Below are 19,946 nucleotides of genomic sequence, written 5' to 3' on the forward strand. Positions count from 1 at the left end.
TATATCAAGGCACTAAAATATACATGTTGACTGGTGTAATATTTATGATATGTGCTAAATAGTACCCCCCCATTGTACCCCAGTACAATAGACAAGCCCTTCTAAAATTTATATAATTCATTCAGAATTTCAAATAATATAAACAATAAGGAGAACATGATGGCTAAAGAAGCCGGAGTAGTTAAAAGCGTAAATGGAGGAATAGCAAGAGCACTTAATGACTTAACAGGAGAGGTAAGACAATTAAGTGTAGGAGATATTGTATACCAAGGTGAAAAGATAGTTACAGAGGGTTCTAACTCTAAAGTAACAATAACTCAAACTGATGGTAAAGATATAACTTTAATAGGTAAAGATACTCTAACTCTAGATCAAGACTCTAACAATAACGAAACAGTAGCTGATATCTCAGCTTTACAACAAGCCATCTTAAAAGGAACAGATCTTAATGCTCTAGAAGAAACTGCTGCAGGTGGTCCACAAGCAGGTGGTAATGGTGGAGATGGCGTAAGTTTATCTTCTACTAGCTTTGCAGAAGGAGGCCACATTAGTAACATAAATGCTAATGTAGGAAGCATAGATGCTTTAGCTCTAGCAGCAGGTGGAGATAATAGCTTTGGTGTAAGTGGAGGAAGTGCTGTTGGAGCTGGAGCTGGAGCTGAAGCTGGGGCAACTACGCCCAAAGTTGGTATAAGTATAAGCTCTGCTGGCTCTAACGAAGGCGGAGTTATGACTTACGACCTATCTTTACCTACTGCATTAACGGCTAAACCTACTACGTTAAATTTAAATTTTAGCGGCGGAGTAGCCGGAGTAGATTACGACGCAAACTCTATAGAGTATTCTACCGACGGCGGCAATACTTGGACGCGCGGCACTACCGTAAATCTTGCCGACGCAAATCAAATTAATAACGTCAAAGTAAGAGTAACTACTATAGATAACTACGGACACGATGGCGTAGATATAGCTACTAATCCTACGGCTCAAAGCGCTAATCAGAATCAAGGCGAACAAGACGGAAGCAGGTATTCTAATCTAAACGGAGTAGAGTACGGCGTATATAAAAGAAATTTAACCCTAAACGTAACTACCGATAACGACGAGATTATTAACTCTCAAGCTAACGGCAAAATTACCGATAACGACGATTACGTAAATATTAATCAGGGGCTAAGCGAAGCGGTATTTACGGGCGACGGCGACGACACCGTAAATATGAGCGGAGCGTTTAGCGATGTAAATTCGTATGTTAGCACAGAAGACGGCGATGACGTTATCAACGTAAAATCAGGCTCCGTGTTGAATTACGGAAACGCTCAAATAGATGCCGGCGACGGTAACGACACGATCAACCTAGACCAAGGCTCATTCGTAGGGATTAGCGGTAGCTCCGGTACTAGAATATACGGCGGAGACGGCGACGATACCTTTAACATGAACGGAGAGATCAAGGGCGGAATTGTTTATGGCGACGACGGCGATGATACATTTAACGTAGGTTCGACCGGAGTTCTTAAGGACGGCGCGACTATTTACGCTAATGAAGGCAACGATACTATAAATTTCGGCGGAACGGCTGAAAACGGAACTCAAATCCAAGGTAACGAAGGATACGATACTATAAACATCAAATCCGGTGCGGTAATAGATAATTCATCGGTATACGGCGACGACGTCAATGAGAATTCTTTTGACGCAGGTAACGAAATAAATATCGACGGAACGGTTAGAAATAACTCTAACGTATACGGCGGCGCGGGAGTAGATACCGTAAACATAAACGGAACGGTAGAGAACTCGTCGACGATAAATACTCGCAGCGGTGACGACAAGGTAAACATAAATGCTGGAGCGGAAATAAAAAATAGCAATATAAATACCGGCGAGGGAGGCGACGTAGTTAGTATCAAGGGCAAGCTAGGCGATAGTGCGATGATAGATACCGAAGACGGCGATGATATCGTAAATTTTGCCGGAGAAACGAGTGGATATGCCGCAATAAATACTGGACTCGGAAAAGATACGTTTAATATCGAAAGCGGAGCAACTTTTAGCAAATTTCTTAGAGTAGACACCGGCGAGGACGATGATACGGTTAATATTAAAAATGGCGCAAATTTATCTTGGGGAAGTATAAAAACTGGAGCCGGAAACGATACTGTAAATATAGATGGCAATATGATCGGTAATCCAAATCATTTTAATGAGATAAGTACTGGAAGCGGCGATGATACGATAAATATAAACGGGCACGTATCCGGAGAATCAAGAATAAAAGCCGGCGAGGGTAACAATACCGTATACGTTAGAGGAACCGTCGACGGTAAAGCTAGAATAGAAGCGGGCGATGTCGATAATGAAGATAAACACAGCGAACTTTATATAGAAAGCGGAGCTACGCTAAGCGGGGGCAGTAGCGTAAGTATGGGCGGCGGCAACGATACTATTTATATTAGACAAGGCTCTACCGTAAATGGGGGTGCCACTATATCTGCCGGATATGGAAACGATACTGCATATATAGATGAAAATCTAGATACGGGTAATATAAGTATGGGCGGCGGCGTAGATACGATAAATTTCAAAAAAGGAATAACTATAACAAGAGGCGTAATAGATTTTGGTAGTGGCAATGACACAGTCAACATCGACGGCATTACCTTTACTAATGGTGCGGAACTACTCTCCGGCTCAGTAGATAGGCCCCATTGGTACGACGATGACGATAACGACATTATAAACATTACAAATTCTACATTTAAACAAAATAGTAAAATAGATGCCAAAATGGGAGATGATAAGATAAATATCGGTGCTGGAGCAGTAATAGATAACTCAAACGTTATAGCCGGATACGGTAGCGATACTATAAATATTAATGCGGGTTCTAAAGTGGTAAACGGTAGCAAGATTTATTCTGGACTAGATCATTCATACGGTGATACCAACGATATAGATACCATAAATATAAACGGTGGCGAGGTTACAGACTCTGAAATTTATACTTCTCGTAGTAAAACGATAACGAATATAAAAGACGGAACACTCACAAACCTAAAATTTTACGGCGGCTCAGGAACAGATGAGATAAATATAAGTGGGGGGATAATTAAAAAATCTGAAATAACCGGCGGTGACGGAGACGATGAGATAAATATAAACGGCGGAAATTTTACCGAAACTAAGATAAGTACCGGAAGAGGAACGTATAGTGGAGACGGAGACGTCGTAAATATCGCCGGAGGTACGTTTAGTAAAACTACCGTAGAATTACAAGGAACAAAAAATACCGTAAATATAAATTCCGGAGCGGTATTTGGCGATCAATCGGACGCTATAGCCAATAGACAGTATCAAACCAAAATAGTAAACGGTAACGGCGAAGATCACGTAAATGTAAATGCCGGAGCTATCGTTAAAAACGCGACATTCGATCTTAACGGAGGTAGTGATACTATAACCGTAGCATCAGGCGCTACCGTAGAACATTCTCAGCTTATAACCGGAGACGACGTCGATACACTAAATATAAACGGTACCGTTAGCGGAGATACGCATGTAGATTTAGGATACGGCGCGGATACCTTAAATATAGGAAATGGCGCCATCGTATCGGATTCTGATATCCATATGGACGACGGTGGTCAAGGATACAACGATACCATAAATATCGCAAATAATGTCACCCTTCAAGACTGGGCGGACATCAAAGGCGGCGGTGGAGTCGATACTATTACCGCGGGCGATAATCTAACGCTTGCTAATAGCGCGGGTATACACGGCGACTGGGGAAATAACGGAAGAGCGGTAAATAACACCGGAGACGGAAACGATATCATTACTGTAGGCAAGAATTTAACTATGAGCGGCGGCTCTATAATAAGCGGCGGCGGCGGTAACGACATTATCTCAATTGGTAAAAACGCAAGCATTCAAGATACTTCGACTATCGACGGCGGAGCCGGCTTTGATACATTAAAAGTAGCTGATAATAGCATAGACTTTAGCCATGTTAAAAATATCGAAAAACTAGATATGACTAATGGAGAAAAGACAACCTTAGCTCTTACAGCTAGCAATGTTCAAGATATATTACGTGATAGTAGCGAGAATAAGCTAAAAATAGATGGTGATAGTAACGATGAGCTTACTCTTGGAAGTAGCTGGACTAAAGGTGCTAGTTCTGGTGGTTATACTACTTATACTAGTGGTACAACTACAATCGAAGTTCAAGACCAAATACACGTACTTTAATATCTATACTTTTAATCCCAAAGGAAATTCCTTTGGGATATTCTTTCTTGTCATTAAATTTTTATAATTGTTTGTCTTTTTAATTAGCACCAAATCCACAGATTTTTAGCTATTTAAGCATTTGGCATATATTAAGAATCAGTAAGTCTGGATGATAAGCAAAGGCTGAAAATGGATTAAAATTTGGCGGTAAATGTAGATAAATTTACTGCCGCAAGGATAAATTATTTTCCAGTTGGGTCTAGACCATTTAGGATATAGTTAACTTCATTGTCATTTAGATCGTAGTGCAAAAATTCTTTATAAAATTTCTTTGTTTCAGTAGCTATGTCCAAATCTTTAAAGATTTCAGGATGTAAAGTCTTAGCCGCCCATAAAATTTGCAAAGCCCCCTCGGCACCGTATCTATCCCAGCTAAAAACACCCGCTGGATTTATGAAGACTTTTTTGTTTTTGACAGCATTTATGCCAGCATAGACTTTGTTTTCATATATCTTTTCTATAGCGTCTGGCGATTTGGCTCTGCCTACGATGATGACGTCAGGGTTCATATTTGGTATCTCTTCGGCATTGATTTCAAGCATATTTCCAGCTTTTTGCACCGAATTTTGACCGCCTGCGACACTTATCCACTCATCGATTATTGTATTTGAGCCATCTACTTTGAATAAATTTTTTACCCTCTGCTATATGAAGCACTTTTGGCCTCTCATTTTGAGCTATCTTGCTGGTTTTGCTTAGTACTTTTTGGAGATTTTGGTCAAAATAGTCATTAAATTTTTGAGCTATTTTTGGTGCGTCACCTCCTATGGCATCAGCCATGATAGCTACGCTCTTTTTCATATCGGCATGGTTTGTAAATGACGGATAAAGGACGTTAAAGCCATTTTTTGTTAGCTCCTCTTTATTCTTTTTATCTGCGGCTATGACTACATCGGGACTTAGCTTGACTAGCTCTTCTACTTGCAGGCTCTTGCCATTTACGCCGTTTGGTATGCTTGAAATCCTAGGATAAACGTGCGCAAACCATTTGTTATTTTTGATTAGATCAGTAGTAGCTACTATCTTGTCCGCGCCGCCTAGCATTAATATGATTTGATTATTCGCATACCAAAGCGTGGCGATTTTTTCTACTTTTGCGGGAACCTTTACGACATCGCCAGTGATGTCCTTGACATCTCTAAACTCAGCTGCATTTATACTAAAAGCAGCCATTAACGCTACTAAGGCAGTAAAAATTTTTCTCATTTTCTTCCTTTTTATGAAATATATATTTTTATAGTTTAAGAATTTTATCGGATATAAGAATGGCTAAATTTTTAAAATTTATAAGAAAGATTTCCCTCTCCATACAAGATGGAGGGGAAAATTAAGCAAGAAGTAAATTACTTATTTCTCAAACGCTTTTTGTAAGCTAAATGGAAATGCCTGATAGCCCATAGCATTTGTCATCTTTATCTCGATGCTAGGCTCTTTTGCACCCCACTCAAACTCATCTATATGTGGGCTTGGAAGTCCTACTGGGCGACCTTTTGCGATGTCAAACTGCATGCCAGCAACGGCTGAGTAGACCATGATACTATCAAGGTCATCTTGATACTGTGTAAGGCTGGTGACCGAGCTATACCACTCTTTGCCACGCTCTTTGCCGTATTCCCAGACTTGCTCGACTGTCTTTTTATTTTCATCTATTTTATAGACAACGGCACGGGAGTATTTCATTCCTGCTATTGCGGGCTGTTCCATTCCTCTTGTATCGCCGTTGTCAAAGACAGTGAGATAGACAAGACCTTTTTTAGACTTGCTATCTATCCTAAATGCCGTATGTTGTGTCCACTGCCAGTCAAAGCCGCCTGTTTCGCTCTCGTATCCTGGGCATTTTGAGTATTCATCCTCGCATACGATTTTGTTACCTTTACTATCAACTGGCTGAAGGAGTTTGTCTTTAAATTTATCGCTCCAGCCCTTGTGAGCGCCCATGATCCATTTTACTTGTTTATCACGGCCGATTTTGATGACTGCATCTTGGTGGCGACTTGAGATGATTATACTATCGTCGCTTGGGTCATAGTCTACGCTATTTACGTGAGCCCAGTTACGGCCAGGACCTGCGCCAACTATGTCGCCCCACTTATCGTGCGTATCCATCGACTGAAGCTCATCAGAGCTTGCTGTGTGGCCTGCTTTTTTAGCGTCTATGTTTAAGCAAACTGCACCTTGATCAAGTGTTTTTAGCACGATGTCGCGGTAAGGATCGAGGATTTCATATAGTCTAAAGTCATCAACTACGTTGCCATCTCTGTCAAGCTCAACGATGACGTCGCGCACTGTTCTTACGTTTTTGCCATCAGCCCTTTTATAATCAGCATTTGCCACGCGCAAGAAGTAGTGTCCGTTTTGTGCTACGTCCATCGAGTGAGAGAAGTCGTTGTAGCTAGCTGGTAGCTCGCGGTTGAAAATTTCTCTACCCATGATGTCGTATTTTGCGTATCTTTGGCCATATCCCCAAGTCATAGCGCCGTCGTCATTTTGCTTAAAGCCCATCATTACGCCAGCATGAAATGGCTGCTTTAGATCGTAAATTTTGCTTGGCTCAAGGTACCATCTAACCTCGCCTTTTGTATCAAGGATGAAGTTATTTGGGCTGTAGTTCCACTCGATCGCACCGCCAGCTGGGTTGTTCCAAACGACTTTTGTACCTTTGCCAGTTTTATTTACAAAGTTATTTACGTAGTAGAGGCGGTTAGCAAATTTAGTACTCGCAGGCTTAGTAACCTCGATCTTGTCAAATAGCGCGCCCTTTTGATTTGGCGTGCCTGAGCTTTCTAGATAGATGGCTGGAGCGTAAATTTTATAGCTCTCTTTTATATGCTCGGTCTTGCCTTTGTAGCTCTTGTCGTACTCGACCTCAACGGTGTTTTGATAGTCAGGATACATACCAAAAACTGGGATGCCGCCATGTGTGCGAAGATGCTTGTCAGCCACTTTGTAGCTTATCACCTGACCGCCTTGCTTTGGCACGATGGTTACTTTTGCATTGCTTAGTGTGTAGCCGCCATTTTTGATGACTGCTGTAAGTGGGGCAGTGTCGTACGGATTTACCACTACTTCGCCTATTTGCCCAGTGATAGCATAGTCTAGTTTGGCCCCGCTTGGACCGCCTATCGCAAAAGCGCTTGAGCAAAGCACAGAAGCTAGCGCAACACAACTCAAAGTCTTTTTCATAACATCTCCTTTGGATAAATTTTATAAACTCTACTCATAAAGCTTATAAAATTTAGAAAAAGCCTTGGAACGCCCAAGGCTTAAAATAGGTAAAAGGAGTAATAAAAAATATTGCGTCCTTCGTAATTGTAATAAAACCTTATAACATAAAAATCACGATAAACTTTATAATGGCTTAAAATCTAAATTTATATTAAAAATTTTTGCCTTTTTGGACATTAAGCTAGCATTTACGCTTTAGCACTTATAATCAGCCCCAAACAATGGAGCAGAACTTATGACACTAACTTACAATGCAAAGAAAATTTATGAAATTTGGTTTGATTCAAAAAGTGAGCTTGAAGAGAGCAACGCTAGCTTTTTAGAGGATTATTTAAATTTTTTAGGCGATATTAGTGAAGTGATAAATATTGATGAAAAAACAAGACTTTCGGTTATCATCGCCTCTCTTTGCGTGAGTAAAGGTGCGAAAAGCTCATTTAAAAGCTTCATTAGGGCTGCTTTAAATGTGGGCATATCAGCAAAAGAGATAAGAGAAATTTTATATCAAGCAGTGCCTTATGCTGGGCTTGGCAAGATAGAAGATTGTATATTTTTAGCTGATGAAATTTTTAATGAGCGCTATATAGAGCTTGAAAATATGCCTAAAAAATCAAGAGAAGGCAGAGATGAACGAGGCCTTGAAATACAAAGAAAACTCTTCCCAGCGGTTGATAAATTTATCGCATCAATGCCAAATGATCAAAAACATATAATGGAGTTTTTATCGCAAAACTGCTTTGGCGATTTTTATGCAAGAGATGGGCTTAGTTTAGAGCTTAGGGAGCTTTTGACATTTGTCTACATCACGACTCTTGGCTTTGCAAAGCCACAGCTTTTAGGGCACATTGCTGCAAATTTTGGCATCGGCAACGATAGAGCTAAATTAATAAGCGTTGTTACGACACTTATACCATTTATAGGATATCCAAGTGCTTTAAACGCATTATCAGCAATAAATGAGATAAGTTCTAGTAAAAATTAAATTTTTAATCAATGCGATATCTTATAAATTTCAGCCAAAATTTATTCTAGTGTTAAATTTGCGGTTGAGCTTGGTTGTAGAATAACTCAAAATAAATCATCTAAAGGAGATTATCATGAGTTTTCTATCTAAATTTAGCAAGGCTATCTTTGCTGTTGCAGTTGCTGGTGCGATTAGTGCTAGTGCATTTAGCGAGGGTGAGGACTACGTTAAGCTTGAAAAGCCACTAAGTGTGGGACAAAATACGCTAGTTAAAATTTTTAGCTACGCTTGCCCATTTTGCTACAAATACGACAAGAGCGTTACTCCAAAGGTAGTTGAGAAAATCCCTGGACTAAAATACGAGCCATTTCACCTAAAGACAAAGGGCGATTATGGCGAGGTTGCGAGCAAGGTCTTTGCCGTGCTTATCACTATGGACGAGGCAAAAGGTGTCAGCTTATTTGATGAAAATTCGCTATTTAAAAAGGCTAAATTTGCCTACTACAAGGCTTATCACGACAAAAAAGAGCGCTGGAGCGATGGCAAAGATGCTGAGGGTTTTTTAAAGACTGGACTTGATGCAGCTGGCGTTAGTAAGGCTGATTATGAAAAAGAGCTAGCTAATCCAAAAGTGACTGAGCTACTTAAAAAGTGGGATGAGAGCTATGACGTGGCTAAAATTCAGGGCGTGCCAGCATTTGTCGTAAATGGCAAATACCTCATCATGACAAAATCAATCAGCTCGCTTGATGGCATGGCAGCACTCATTGAAGAGCTTCTTAAAAAATAAGGCGTCACATGAGCTTTTTTAAAAAAATGGCTAAATTTCAAGACTCACGCATCTCTTGGGCGATCCTAGTCTTTGTAAGCATTGCACTTGTCGTTATCGCGCACTCGCTCTTTCAAAACTACGCTTATATGCCTCCTTGCGAGCAGTGCGTCTATATACGTTTTGCATTTTTATGTATGGCGCTTGGCGGCGTTATCGCTATGATAAATCCAAAAAATTTGCTCTTTGCTCTAATTGGCTACGTCTTTGCCTTTTGGGGAGCGGTGCAGGGCATAATGTATAGCGTAAAGCTAGCTAAAATTCACGATGCAGTGCATGGTGATGATCCTTTTGGCGTGCAGGGCTGCTCTACTGAGCCACACTATCCATTTGGCTTACCGCTTGAAAAGTGGGCGCCTGACTGGTTTATGCCAACAGGCGACTGCGGATATGACAGCCCTATGGTGCCTGATGGCGTGGTGCTAAGTGATTTGCAAAAGAGCATAGTTGATCTTTATGCCGACGGCTGGTATCTTGTGCCTTCATCTAAATTTATGTCGATGGCTGATTGCACGCTACTTGGGTTTAGTGTTTGTTTTGTAGTGCTTGCGCTTATGCTTGTTTCAAAGCTTTTGTCCTTTTTAAAATGAATTTAGTTAGCCCAAATTTGGGCTAACTTAGGATATACTGCGCGTATGGGTATTAATTTAAAATCACAAAATATTAAAATCTACGCCATCATCTTGCTTGCTAGCCTTTTTGTAATACTTCTTGGGCTAAATATTTATAGCAATGCAAAAGAGAAAATCATAGAGCTATCTGATAAAAATAACATAGCAGTTAGCAAAAATATCGTAAATAACTTTCAAATTTGGCTTGATGAACGTATAAATTCACTCATTCGTGCATCAAAATTTATACAAAATGCAGGTATCGTAGATGACGATGAAAAGATAGCTGGCTTTATAAAGCTCTTTAAGCAAAACGCGAAAGAATTTGATCTAATGCAGCTTTTAAGGGATGATGGAGAAATTTTTGTAGATGGAGAAAAAATTTTAGAAGAAGTTATGCCAAAGAGCGAAAGAGCAGGGCTTATCTGGTATGTTGAGACAAAAAATACAAATGCCCCAAGCGTAAATTTCATGCAAAAACATAAAATTTTAAAAGGCTCAACTCTAAATTTATGCGTTCCAGTCACAAAACAAGCGAAATTTAAAGCAGCGCTTTGTGGCGTCGTGCGTATAGAAAATATCTTTAACAGCATTAAAAATTTTAGCCTTGCGCCAAATTCTTACTCATTTTTGGTGACTCATAGCGGTGAAATTTTAACATCGATACCTGATCTTGCTTTAAAAAAAGAGATCGAGGAGAAATTTAAAGAGTTGTTTTTAAAAGATGAAGACATTACAAGCTTAAAAATAGGACAAAATTTAATCCAAGTAGCTGAGATACCAACGATAAATTGGTTCATAGGAGCTGGCACAAATAATGAAGAGGAAATTTCAGCTTTAACAAAAGAAGCTTTAAAAAATGCCCTAAGCTTGCTCTTTGCCTTCGTTGCGCTCACATTTTTAGCAAATATTCTTCATAATTTTATGTATAACAAGATAAAAAAGATACAAGATGAGTATGAAACTTTGCTAACTCATAGAGCCAAAATGAGTGAGGCTGGCGAGCTAATAAGTGGTATCAACCATCAATTCATTCAGCCAGTAAATTCGCTAAAACTAATGCTAAGCTCGTGCATAATGTTAAAAAAAGAAGGCAAATTAAACGACGAGGAGCTAATAAATTTACTTGAAAAAGGGCAAAGCTCGGTCAAACTTCTTTCAAGTACTATTGAAATTTTTAGAAATTTTTACAAAAGCGCTGAAAATGTGAGCGAATTTGAGGTACAAACAAGCATTAAAAATCTAATAACTCTCATGCATACAGAGCTAAGCCGTGCAAATGTTAGTGTAAAATTTAGCGGCTTTAATGAACAAAAAGTTCGTCAGATAGAAAATATAATCCAACAAATTTTGTTAATCCTAATACACAACGCAAAAGACTCACTTGTCGAAAGCTACAAAAATGAGCCACTAAAGCGTATCATCGAGATAAAATTTAGAAGCTTTGAAGATAAGTGCTACATCGGAGTTTATGACAATGGAAATGGCGTAAGCGAGCAAATGAGCGAGAAAATTTTTACTTGGCTAAATACCACTAAAAAGCAAGGAAATGGTATAGGACTTTATTTTGCTAAAAAGCTAGCACAAGAAAAGCTAAATGGTGATGTAAGGCTCGTAAATAACGCAAAGCCAACGGTATTTGAGCTAAGTTTTGATATAAATTTAAAGGACTAAAATGCAAGAAGTCTTAGAAATTTTAAAAAAGACGTCCGTCTTGGTAGTCGAAGATGACGATATGGCAAGAGAGCTTATTATTAGTGGGCTTAAACCTTATTGCGAACAGGTAATTGGTGCCTGCAATGGACAAGATGGCGTGGAAAAATTTAAAAAGCAAGGCTTTGATATTGTGATGAGCGATATTCACATGCCAGTGCTTAATGGCTTTGAGATGATGAATGAGATGAAACGTACAAAGCCGCACCAAAAATTTATCGTCTTTACCTCTTATGATAGTGATGAAAATTTGATAAAAAGCATGGAGGAAGGGGCGATGCTTTTTTTAAAAAAGCCTATTGATATGAAGGATCTTAGAGCAATGCTTATTAGTTTAAGTTTTGAACGAGATGAAAAGCTAGTTTATTTAAGCGATGAGGTGAGTATAAATTTAAAAAGAGAGAAAATTTATAAAAACGGCATTGAAATTTATCTTAGCTTTTTACAAAATAAGATATTTTGGCTCTTTGCTTATAATCTAAATAAGCTAGTTACTTATGAGATGATAGAAGAATTTGTCTATGAAAGCGATGTTAGCAAGGCGGCTATCCAAAATGTGATACTTCGTCTAAAGCGTGAGCTTGGTGTGAAATTTAAAAATATCAGTGAGAGTGGATATATTTTAATCACAAAATCTGAATGATTTAGAATTATCGCTACCTTGTACCATAGTACAATATACAAAAGTAATTAAATATACTAAAATACCGACAAATAAAAATAAGGAATAAAGATGGCAGCAGTAGCTGGTATAGTTAAAAGTGTTTCATCTGATGTTATAGCGATAGACCAAAATGATCATGTAAGAGTTTTAGATGTAAATGATAAAGTATATATCGGAGAGGCTATAAAGGGCGAGAGCGAAAGCTCAAGCATTACAATCACTGCAAATGATGGACAAGATATATCAATAAACGGATACGATACTCTTTGGCTAGACAGTAGCGTAGTAAGCGATGATGTTGGTGAGTCTAGTATAGATACTGACGCATTGTTTAAAGCGCTTCTTGGCAATGACTATGTATCGATTTTAGATCATATAAATGAAAAAGTAGATGATATCCTTAGCGCAACCAATTTAGAGCAAGAAGAGCAAAATGATGAGGCTAGCGTAAATATTAGTTTTAATGAAATAGATCCAAATTTAGCAAATGAGCATGGATTAAGAGAAGATGATCTTTTAGCTAAAATGAATGAACATAAAGAGAGCGATAAGCAGATAGATCTTAGCTTTGAGCATACAAATCTTAACGCAACTACGATATATATAGATATCGATAACGACTTAAATAAACTTTCATAAATTTGAGCTTTTTGCTCAAATTTCTTCTGTTTTAAAAAACTCAAATTTATATAATATCCTCTATAATAAGCCAAAAATTTCAAAGGAAAACGATGAAAAAAATTCTAATCATCGCAGGCTCTTGTAATAGTGGCACAGCTGGGCTTCAAGCAGATATAAAAACATGTGCTAGGCTTAATTGTTATAGTGCAACAGCGGTAACTTCTTTGGTCGCTGAGACTACGGATGCTGTAAAGAGTGTAGTTTGCTTAGAGCCTAGTTTTGTCAAAGACCAGCTAAATACGCTTGCGGAAGAATTTAGCTTTGATGCGATTAAGATAGGTATGTTATTTAGTGAAGAGATTATGGAAGTGGTGCGTGAGTTTTTACTGGCTCAAAATACCAAAGTAGTGCTTGACCCAGTTTGCGTCTCAAAAAGCGGACACAAGCTTATAAAAGATAGTGCGGTGACAAAGCTAAAAGAGCTAATGAGCTTAGCTACGGTAACTACTCCAAATTTAGATGAGGCAAATGTGCTTTTTGGCGATGATTATAAAGATTTGCCTTGTGACGTCATTGTAAAAAAACATATCAGCGAAGATAGCAGCATAGACACACTTTATAAAAAGGATGGCTCGCTAAGAAATTTTAAGACCCCACTTGTTAATCCGCTTGTAATGAGTGGAACTGGTTGTAGCTTCTCAACTGCACTTGCTTGCTTTTTAGCAAAGGGCAAGAGCTTAGAGGAGTCTATACAACTTTCAAAAGAGTATATTTGCTCTATTATAAAAGAGAGCATAGATACAAAACTTGGTAAAAATCGCCTACTTTGGCATGGAGCGAAGTAAAATTTACCTCTCTAATCTTTGCACGGCAGCTGAGTGAGTGATGATGTCGTGCAGATTTAGTTTGTCTTTTCTAAAAAAACAAAGGCAAAGTCCAAGTATGCTAAAGCCAGCAAAGGCAAAGCAAATTTGGCGCAAGATGGTGTGAAAAAAGCTTAGTTTTCTACCGGTTTTTAGGTTTATCAGATGAATTTCTTGTGCTTTATAGCCCGGAGTTTGTGCTTTTATGCTAAAAAAAAGGCACATTATAAGTGAGATCAGGCTATTTGCACCAAAAATGGCAATTTGGTTATGTAAAAAGGCCTCTTTGCCATCAAGCACAAGATATGTTGTCGCATAAAATATCGGCATACCGATGATAAAAAGATCGATAACAAAGGCCTTTGCTCTAGCCCAAATAGATGCGATTTTTGCCTTTTGCTTTGCCAACTCAATTTCCTGTATTTATGTAGATATGGCTAAATTTCTCCCAGTCATATAGATAGACTAGGTTGTCACTCTCGCCATTATCATGCGTGACGCAGAGCATAGTAGAGGTGCGTGAGACCTTGCACCAGTGATTATAGAGATCAAGTTTTTTGATATCGCTTTCTAGTACACCAAAACAGCCTATATACTCATAAATGCTAAGATTAAAAAAGCTCTTATTTTCGGTCTTTAGCAGGCGTTTTTTGCTATTTTCTTGCATTAAATTAGCTCTACACCTTTGCCATTTACTACTTCACCGATCACGTAGCCATCGCTGCTAGCTAGGACAGCATCGACGTTTTCTTTAGGCACAACTAGGATCATGCCAACGCCCATGTTAAAGGTTCTCATCATCTCTCTATCTTCTACTTTTTGAGCGATGATTTTAAAAATTTCAGGCGTTTTTATAGCGTTTTTTTGTACTTTTGTACCAAGCCCAGCAGGAAAGACGCGAGGTAAGTTTTCAACTATACCACCACCGGTGATGTGAGCCATTGCCGTAATCTTATCTTTTAATCTTAAAAAGTCGCTAACGTAAATTCTAGTTGGCTCAAGAAGCACGTCGATGAGCTTTTTATCGCCTACTTTTTCATCAAATTTTAGTCCAAGCTCGCTTACCACTTTTCTTGCAAGAGAGAAGCCATTTGAGTGTAGACCACTGCTTGGAAGTGCGACTAAAACGTCACCAGTCTTTACAAATTTACTTCTGTCGATCTCATCAGCCTCAGCGATACCAACGGCAAATCCAGCAAGATCGAAGTCGCCTTTTTCATACATCGATGGCATCTCGGCTGTCTCACCGCCGATAAGCGCACATTGTGCCTTTTTGCAGCCATTTGCGATGCTTTTTACTACCTCTTTGGCACTCTCTATCTCAAGCTTTGCAGTCGCGTAGTAGTCGAGGAAAAAGAGTGGTGTGGCGAAGTTGCAGATGAGATCATTTACGCACATTGCGACTAGATCCTCGCCCACGCCGTCAAATTTCTTGGCGTCGATAGCTAGACGAAGCTTCGTGCCAACGCCATCAGTTGCACCTAAAATAGCTGGATTTTTATATCCACTTGGTAGTCTGACCGCTCCTGAAAATGACCCAATGCCACCTATAACGTTTGGTGTTTGTGTAGATTTTACGAAAGGCTTTATCGCCTCAACAAAGCTATTTCCAGCATCTATATCCACTCCAGCATCTTTATAGCTTATCATCTTTGCCCTTTTTTGTAATTTTCTAAAACTTTAGCCAAAAGTTGCTAAAATTGTCATCAATTTTCAAAAATGGAGCGAGTTTGCAGAAATTTCCAAACGCTTATGTCATTACAGGCTCGATCGCTAGCGGTAAAAGCACGGCTATAAATTTGCTAAAAGAACGAGGCTTTAGCGTGATTGATGCGGACGTGATCGCTCATGAGCAGCTTGAAATTTGCAAATGTGAGATAGTAGAATTTTTTGGCAAGCAAATTTTAGATGAAGTTGGCAAGATAGAGCGCAAAAAACTTGGTGCCATTGTTTTTAATGATCCAAAAAAATTAAAAATTTTAGAGCAAATTTTGCATCCAAAGATAAAGGAAGAAATTTTATCTCGTGCTACGAAACTTGAGTGCTTGGAGCAGGTTTATTTTGTCGATATCCCTTTATTTTTTGAAAAAGAGGATCGCTACGCTGAGTTTAAAAATGTAGCTGTGATTTACGCGCCAAAAGAGCTTTTGCTAAGCCGCCTAATGAACCGAAATGGGCTAAGCTTAAATGAAGCAAAAGCTAGAGTAGAGCTTCAGATGGATATCGAGCAAAAGCGAAAAAAGGCAAATTTTATAATAGATAATAGTGGCGATAAAGAAAATTTAGAGCAAGAACTAGAGAAATTTCTAAGGCAAATTTGTGGCTGAGTTTATATAAATTTAGCAAAAGAGTAGAGCAATTTTAAAGGAAAAATAATGCAAGTTTCAAAGTATAACGCTAGCGGTAATGATTTTGTCATATTTCATACATTTTTGAACAAAGATAGAAGCGAGCTAGCAAGGCAAATTTGCAGCCGAACAAACGGCGTGGGAGCTGATGGGCTCATCGTGCTTTTGCCTTACGAAAAGGGTGTGAAATGGGAGTTTTACAACAGCGATGGAAGCTATGCTGCGATGTGTGGCAACGGCTCGCGCGCGGCTGCTAGATATGCCTATCTAAACGGCCTTGTAAGATCAAACGAATTTGCCTTGCTAACTGGTAGCGGCGAGGTGATGGCGAGCGTTAAAAATGAGTGCATCGAGGTCGTGCTAACAAGCCCAAAAATTTTAAGCGAACCGATAAATGAAAACGGCAAAACTTGGTATTTTTATGATACTGGCGTGCCTCATCTTGTAAATTTCACACAAAATTTAGAGGAATTTGACGTCAAAGAGTGCAGGGCGCTTCGTCAAAAATACAATGCAAATGTAAATTTAGCCAAATTTGATGGCGAAGTTTTAAAGGTGAGAACCTACGAAAGGGGCGTGGAGGACGAGACGCTAGCTTGTGGTACTGGCATGGCGGCTTGCTTTTACGGAGCTACTTTAAATTTAAACGCAGCGCAATGTCTAAAAGTCTATCCAAAAAGTGGCGAGGAGCTTGGCCTTAGACTGGAAAGCGGCAAAATTTTATTTAGTGGAGCGGTGAAACACTGCTTTGATACGAGTATCGAAATTTAGCTATTTAGGGCGAGTTTTATACTTATTCTTGGCTAGTAACGGTAAGCAAATTTTTCAAATTTATATTACTAAATTTGCACCTAGCTGATGAAGTAAAATTTTTATAGTGGCTTTAATTTAAAATTTGAATACAAAATAACTAAGTTAAAAACTAGAAAAATAAATTTTAATAAAAATTTGAATAGAAATTAAAAAAAAGAAGATCTCCGCCGAAGCGGAGAAAAGGTGTTATTTCAAAGCATCTTTTGCTTGTTTTGCAAGTGCCGCAAATGCCTTCGCGTCATTCATAGCTAGATCAGCTAAAATTTTTCTATCAAGTTCGATCTTAGCTTTGTTTAAGCCGTTGATAAATCTTGAATAGCTAATGTCGTTTAGTCTGCAAGCTGCGTTGATACGAACGATCCATAAACGTCTGAAATCACGTTTTTTCTGGCGTCTGTCACGGTATGCGTAAACTAAACTTCTCTCTAGTTGCTCTTTAGCTTTTCTAAAGTGTTTATGTCTAGCACTGAAAAAGCCACGTGCTAGCTTTAAAACTTTCTTATGGCGTCTTCTTCTAACTACGCCTGTTTTTACTCTTGCCATATTTATCCTTTTACAAATTGGCGCTCACGAAGTGAGTCTTGCCCCTAAATTTGGGGGAGTTTGAATGACTTTTTGTCAAAAACTTAAATCTACAGCTGCTTATACGCCGAGCATTTTGCGAACGGCTGGGACATTTGTGCTGTCCACATATTGTGGGCCACGCAAATCTCTCATACGCTTACTAGGTTTTTTTGTTAAGATATGGCTTCTAAAAGCAGAGCCTCTTTTTATCTTATTTTTACCTACTTTAAAGCGCTTAGCAGCACCGCGAACGGTTTTCATCTTTGGCATGCTAATCCTTTTTGAAATTTTATACGCAATTGCGTAAGTTTTGGATTATAGCGAAAAATCCTTTAGAAAATTTAAATTTCACTTAGACAAAATTTGCAATAAATTTACATTTAACTTAAAAAAAATTTAAAATATGGAACTAATTTATTAAATTTGGCGTATAATCACATAAAGAAATTTTATTTTACTAAAGGAGTAAAAATGAAAGGCAAAATTCTTGCATCAATCGTCGCTATGAGTGCTATTTTAGGCACAAGTAGCTTGGCATGCACTACCATTTTAGTAGGAGATAAAGCTTCAAATGACGGTTCCATGCTGGTTGCCAGGAGCGCAGACAGCAAGGCTGTAAAGGCACAAGTCTTTTTGATCCATCCAGCAAAGAAAAACCAAACTGGTATGCATAGCTCAAAGGCACATGACGGCGCAAATGACTTTACATATCCACTTCCAAAAGATGGCATGAGATACACAACCATCGCAAACTCTCATACAAAACTTCACGGAGCAGTTGGCTACAACGAGGCTGGTGTTGGACTAAGTGGCACTGAGACTATCTACGCAAAAGATGAGCTTTTAAAAGTTGATCCATATAACGAAGAGAGTGGCATCACTGAAGATGACATCCCAGACGTGCTTTTGCCACGTATGAAGAGTGCAAAAGAGGGCGTTAAGCTTCTTGGCGAGATAGTGGAGACAAAGGGCGCTGGAGAGGGCTTTGGTGTGGTATTTATCGATGCAAGCGAGCTTTGGTACTTTGAGACAGGTACAGGACACAAGTGGATCGCCACAAAGATCGCTCCAGATGAGTATTTTGTTACTGCAAATCAAGGCAGGCTTCAAAACTATAAAGAGAACGATCCAAATTTCATGGGCGCAAAAGATGTCATAAAATTTGCGATCGATAACAAGATTTATGACCCTGCAAAAGATGGCGAATTTAACTTCACAAAGGCCTATACAAGGGACGATGAGAGGGATGTGACCTACAACTACCCACGCGTTTGCTGGGTTCAAAGCATGTTTAACCCAAGTCTAAAACAAGACTTCGCCGATGGTCAGAAATTTCCAGTATTTTTAAAACCAGAGAAAAAACTAAGTGTTGAAGACCTAAAAGCTGCGATGAGAGCCCACTACAACGGCACTGCGTTTGATAACTACGCCAGCAAAGATGAAGATAAGAAAAACATCTACCGCGCCATAAGCGTCTTTAGAACATACGAGTCTCACGTCATGCAGGTGCGCCCATGGCTACCAAAAGAGATCGGCCGTGTGACCTACGTCGCTCTTGGCATGGCTGATCTTAGCGTTTACTTGCCGTATTACGAGGGACTTGATGGCTTTATAAAAGGCTACTCAGACGGCTCATACGACGCTGACGACACTTCGATATACTGGGTTTATAGAAAACTTCAAACCCTTGTAATGACTGACTATGAGAAGTATTCACCGGTGGTAAAAGAGGCCTACGCTAAATTTGAAAAAGAGTTGGCTGTAAAACAGGCTAAATTTGAAGATGAGTACGTAAAGCTTTATAAAAAAGATAAGAAAAAAGCGGACAAACTCCTAAATGAATTTAGTAAAAAGACTATGCAAGAGGCTAAGGATTTAACTCAGGAGCTTACAAACAAGGTCTTTACTATGCTTACAGCCGACATGGACGCTAAGCTAAAATCTTTAAATAAAGGCAAAAAAGACTAAAAGTTTTGGGCGTGAAATTTAGTAGCGCCCAAATTTAAACAAAAATTTGGCAAAGAGCGTCTATAATGCCGGACAAATTTTATCCCAAAGGAAAAACGCTGATGCCTTGTCCCATGCATAAAGCTCGTTAATTTCGGCAAAAAACATATCAGCGATTTTCAAAAAACACGCAAATTTTTAAACAATTTTAAATTTTTTCACATTGATATAAATCCATTTTTGCTATCAGGTCCGTTTCATTGTAACTGCATCTTTAATAGCAAAGCTAAGCAATGCTTGAAATTTGGCAAGGATCTTTTTAGCAGGGTTTTTTATAAATTTTACTTTAGCTTAAGAAGAAGCGGATGTCATCCACCGCGTTTGGGGTGACAAATTTATTGTTTGAGTTGTGATAGTGAAAATTTGGCTTTTGGTGGCAGAAGGGGTTTCTACTTACGGTCTGCTTGCAGTTGCGAGCTTGCGAC

17 protein-coding genes and 1 pseudogene are annotated in these 19,946 nt (G+C 39.0%); 11 read left to right on the top strand and 7 right to left on the bottom strand.

Features of this window, described 5'->3' with window-relative positions; all coding sequences use genetic code 11:
* Positions 1–159 precede the first annotated feature (159 nt).
* Positions 160–4,257, top strand: a complete 4,098-nt coding sequence (locus CVS84_RS09090) for a beta strand repeat-containing protein (RefSeq protein ID WP_107692016.1) — start codon at positions 160–162, stop codon at positions 4,255–4,257.
* Between the two features lie 224 nt (positions 4,258–4,481).
* Here CVS84_RS09090 and CVS84_RS09095 read toward each other — a convergent pair.
* Positions 4,482–5,505 (bottom strand): annotated as a pseudogene (locus CVS84_RS09095) (ABC transporter substrate-binding protein).
* Between the two features lie 141 nt (positions 5,506–5,646).
* A complete protein-coding gene (locus CVS84_RS09100; RefSeq protein WP_107692017.1) occupies positions 5,647–7,482 on the bottom strand; it encodes an aryl-sulfate sulfotransferase in 1,836 nt (611 codons plus the stop codon).
* Positions 7,483–7,759: 277 nt separating this feature from the next.
* Here CVS84_RS09100 and CVS84_RS09105 point away from each other — a divergent pair, with 277 nt between their 5' ends.
* The 7 genes from CVS84_RS09105 (at position 7,760) to CVS84_RS09135 (ending at position 13,771) form a co-directional block, all read left to right on the top strand.
* A complete protein-coding gene (locus CVS84_RS09105) occupies positions 7,760–8,506 on the top strand; it encodes a carboxymuconolactone decarboxylase family protein (RefSeq protein WP_107692018.1) in 747 nt (248 codons plus the stop codon).
* Positions 8,507–8,621: 115 nt separating this feature from the next.
* The gene (locus tag CVS84_RS09110) at positions 8,622–9,278 is read left to right on the top strand and encodes a thiol:disulfide interchange protein DsbA/DsbL (RefSeq protein WP_009295211.1); all 657 of its coding nucleotides are present in this window, start codon (positions 8,622–8,624) and stop codon (positions 9,276–9,278) included.
* 8 nt (positions 9,279–9,286) lie between these two features.
* On the top strand, positions 9,287–9,907 hold the full coding sequence (gene dsbI / locus CVS84_RS09115; RefSeq protein ID WP_107692019.1) for a protein-disulfide oxidoreductase DsbI: 621 nt from the start codon (positions 9,287–9,289) through the stop codon (positions 9,905–9,907).
* A gap of 45 nt (positions 9,908–9,952) precedes the next feature.
* The gene (locus CVS84_RS09120) at positions 9,953–11,602 is read left to right on the top strand and encodes a sensor histidine kinase (RefSeq protein WP_107692020.1); all 1,650 of its coding nucleotides are present in this window, start codon (positions 9,953–9,955) and stop codon (positions 11,600–11,602) included.
* 1 nt (position 11,603) lies between these two features.
* Complete coding sequence (locus tag CVS84_RS09125) at positions 11,604–12,284, top strand: response regulator transcription factor (RefSeq protein ID WP_021090255.1); 681 nt, start codon at positions 11,604–11,606, stop codon at positions 12,282–12,284.
* Positions 12,285–12,374: 90 nt separating this feature from the next.
* Positions 12,375–12,944 carry a hypothetical protein gene (locus CVS84_RS09130; protein WP_107692021.1) on the top strand — a complete coding sequence of 190 codons (570 nt, stop codon included), beginning with the start codon at positions 12,375–12,377 and terminating at the stop codon, positions 12,942–12,944.
* Positions 12,945–13,036: 92 nt separating this feature from the next.
* The gene (locus CVS84_RS09135) at positions 13,037–13,771 is read left to right on the top strand and encodes a hydroxymethylpyrimidine/phosphomethylpyrimidine kinase (RefSeq protein WP_107692022.1); all 735 of its coding nucleotides are present in this window, start codon (positions 13,037–13,039) and stop codon (positions 13,769–13,771) included.
* Between the two features lie 3 nt (positions 13,772–13,774).
* On the opposite strand, the gene CVS84_RS09140 is transcribed toward CVS84_RS09135, so the two are convergent.
* Genes CVS84_RS09140 through purM form a run of 3 tightly spaced genes read right to left on the bottom strand, consistent with a single transcriptional unit; the run spans position 13,775 to position 15,439 of the window.
* Positions 13,775–14,197, bottom strand: a complete 423-nt coding sequence (locus CVS84_RS09140) for an RDD family protein (protein WP_107692023.1) — start codon at positions 14,195–14,197, stop codon at positions 13,775–13,777.
* Between the two features lies 1 nt (position 14,198).
* Positions 14,199–14,456 carry a hypothetical protein gene (locus tag CVS84_RS09145; protein ID WP_107692024.1) on the bottom strand — a complete coding sequence of 86 codons (258 nt, stop codon included), beginning with the start codon at positions 14,454–14,456 and terminating at the stop codon, positions 14,199–14,201.
* The gene (gene purM, locus CVS84_RS09150) at positions 14,456–15,439 is read right to left on the bottom strand and encodes a phosphoribosylformylglycinamidine cyclo-ligase (protein WP_107692025.1); all 984 of its coding nucleotides are present in this window, start codon (positions 15,437–15,439) and stop codon (positions 14,456–14,458) included. Before purM ends, CVS84_RS09145 begins: the two co-directional genes overlap by 1 nt.
* Positions 15,440–15,519: 80 nt before the next feature.
* Between purM and coaE the strand changes: the two genes are divergently transcribed.
* Both coaE and dapF read left to right on the top strand, forming a co-directional pair.
* The gene (gene coaE, locus CVS84_RS09155; RefSeq protein WP_107692026.1) at positions 15,520–16,116 is read left to right on the top strand and encodes a dephospho-CoA kinase; all 597 of its coding nucleotides are present in this window, start codon (positions 15,520–15,522) and stop codon (positions 16,114–16,116) included.
* A gap of 48 nt (positions 16,117–16,164) precedes the next feature.
* Positions 16,165–16,908, top strand: a complete 744-nt coding sequence (dapF, locus tag CVS84_RS09160; protein ID WP_107692027.1) for a diaminopimelate epimerase — start codon at positions 16,165–16,167, stop codon at positions 16,906–16,908.
* A gap of 228 nt (positions 16,909–17,136) precedes the next feature.
* On the opposite strand, the gene rplT is transcribed toward dapF, so the two are convergent.
* Complete coding sequence (gene rplT, locus CVS84_RS09165; RefSeq protein ID WP_004317321.1) at positions 17,137–17,493, bottom strand: 50S ribosomal protein L20; 357 nt, start codon at positions 17,491–17,493, stop codon at positions 17,137–17,139.
* A 99-nt stretch (positions 17,494–17,592) separates the two neighbouring features.
* On the bottom strand, positions 17,593–17,784 hold the full coding sequence (rpmI, locus tag CVS84_RS09170; protein ID WP_012000969.1) for a 50S ribosomal protein L35: 192 nt from the start codon (positions 17,782–17,784) through the stop codon (positions 17,593–17,595).
* A 201-nt stretch (positions 17,785–17,985) separates the two neighbouring features.
* On the opposite strand from rpmI, the gene CVS84_RS09175 reads away from it, so the two are divergent.
* Positions 17,986–19,482: a C69 family dipeptidase gene (locus CVS84_RS09175; protein ID WP_107692028.1), complete on the top strand. Its 1,497-nt coding sequence runs from the start codon at positions 17,986–17,988 to the stop codon at positions 19,480–19,482.
* The last annotated feature ends 464 nt before the right edge of the window (positions 19,483–19,946 follow it).

Origin of the sequence: Campylobacter concisus (assembly GCF_003048575.1) — a bacterium.
GTDB lineage: Bacteria > Campylobacterota > Campylobacteria > Campylobacterales > Campylobacteraceae > Campylobacter_A > Campylobacter_A concisus_U.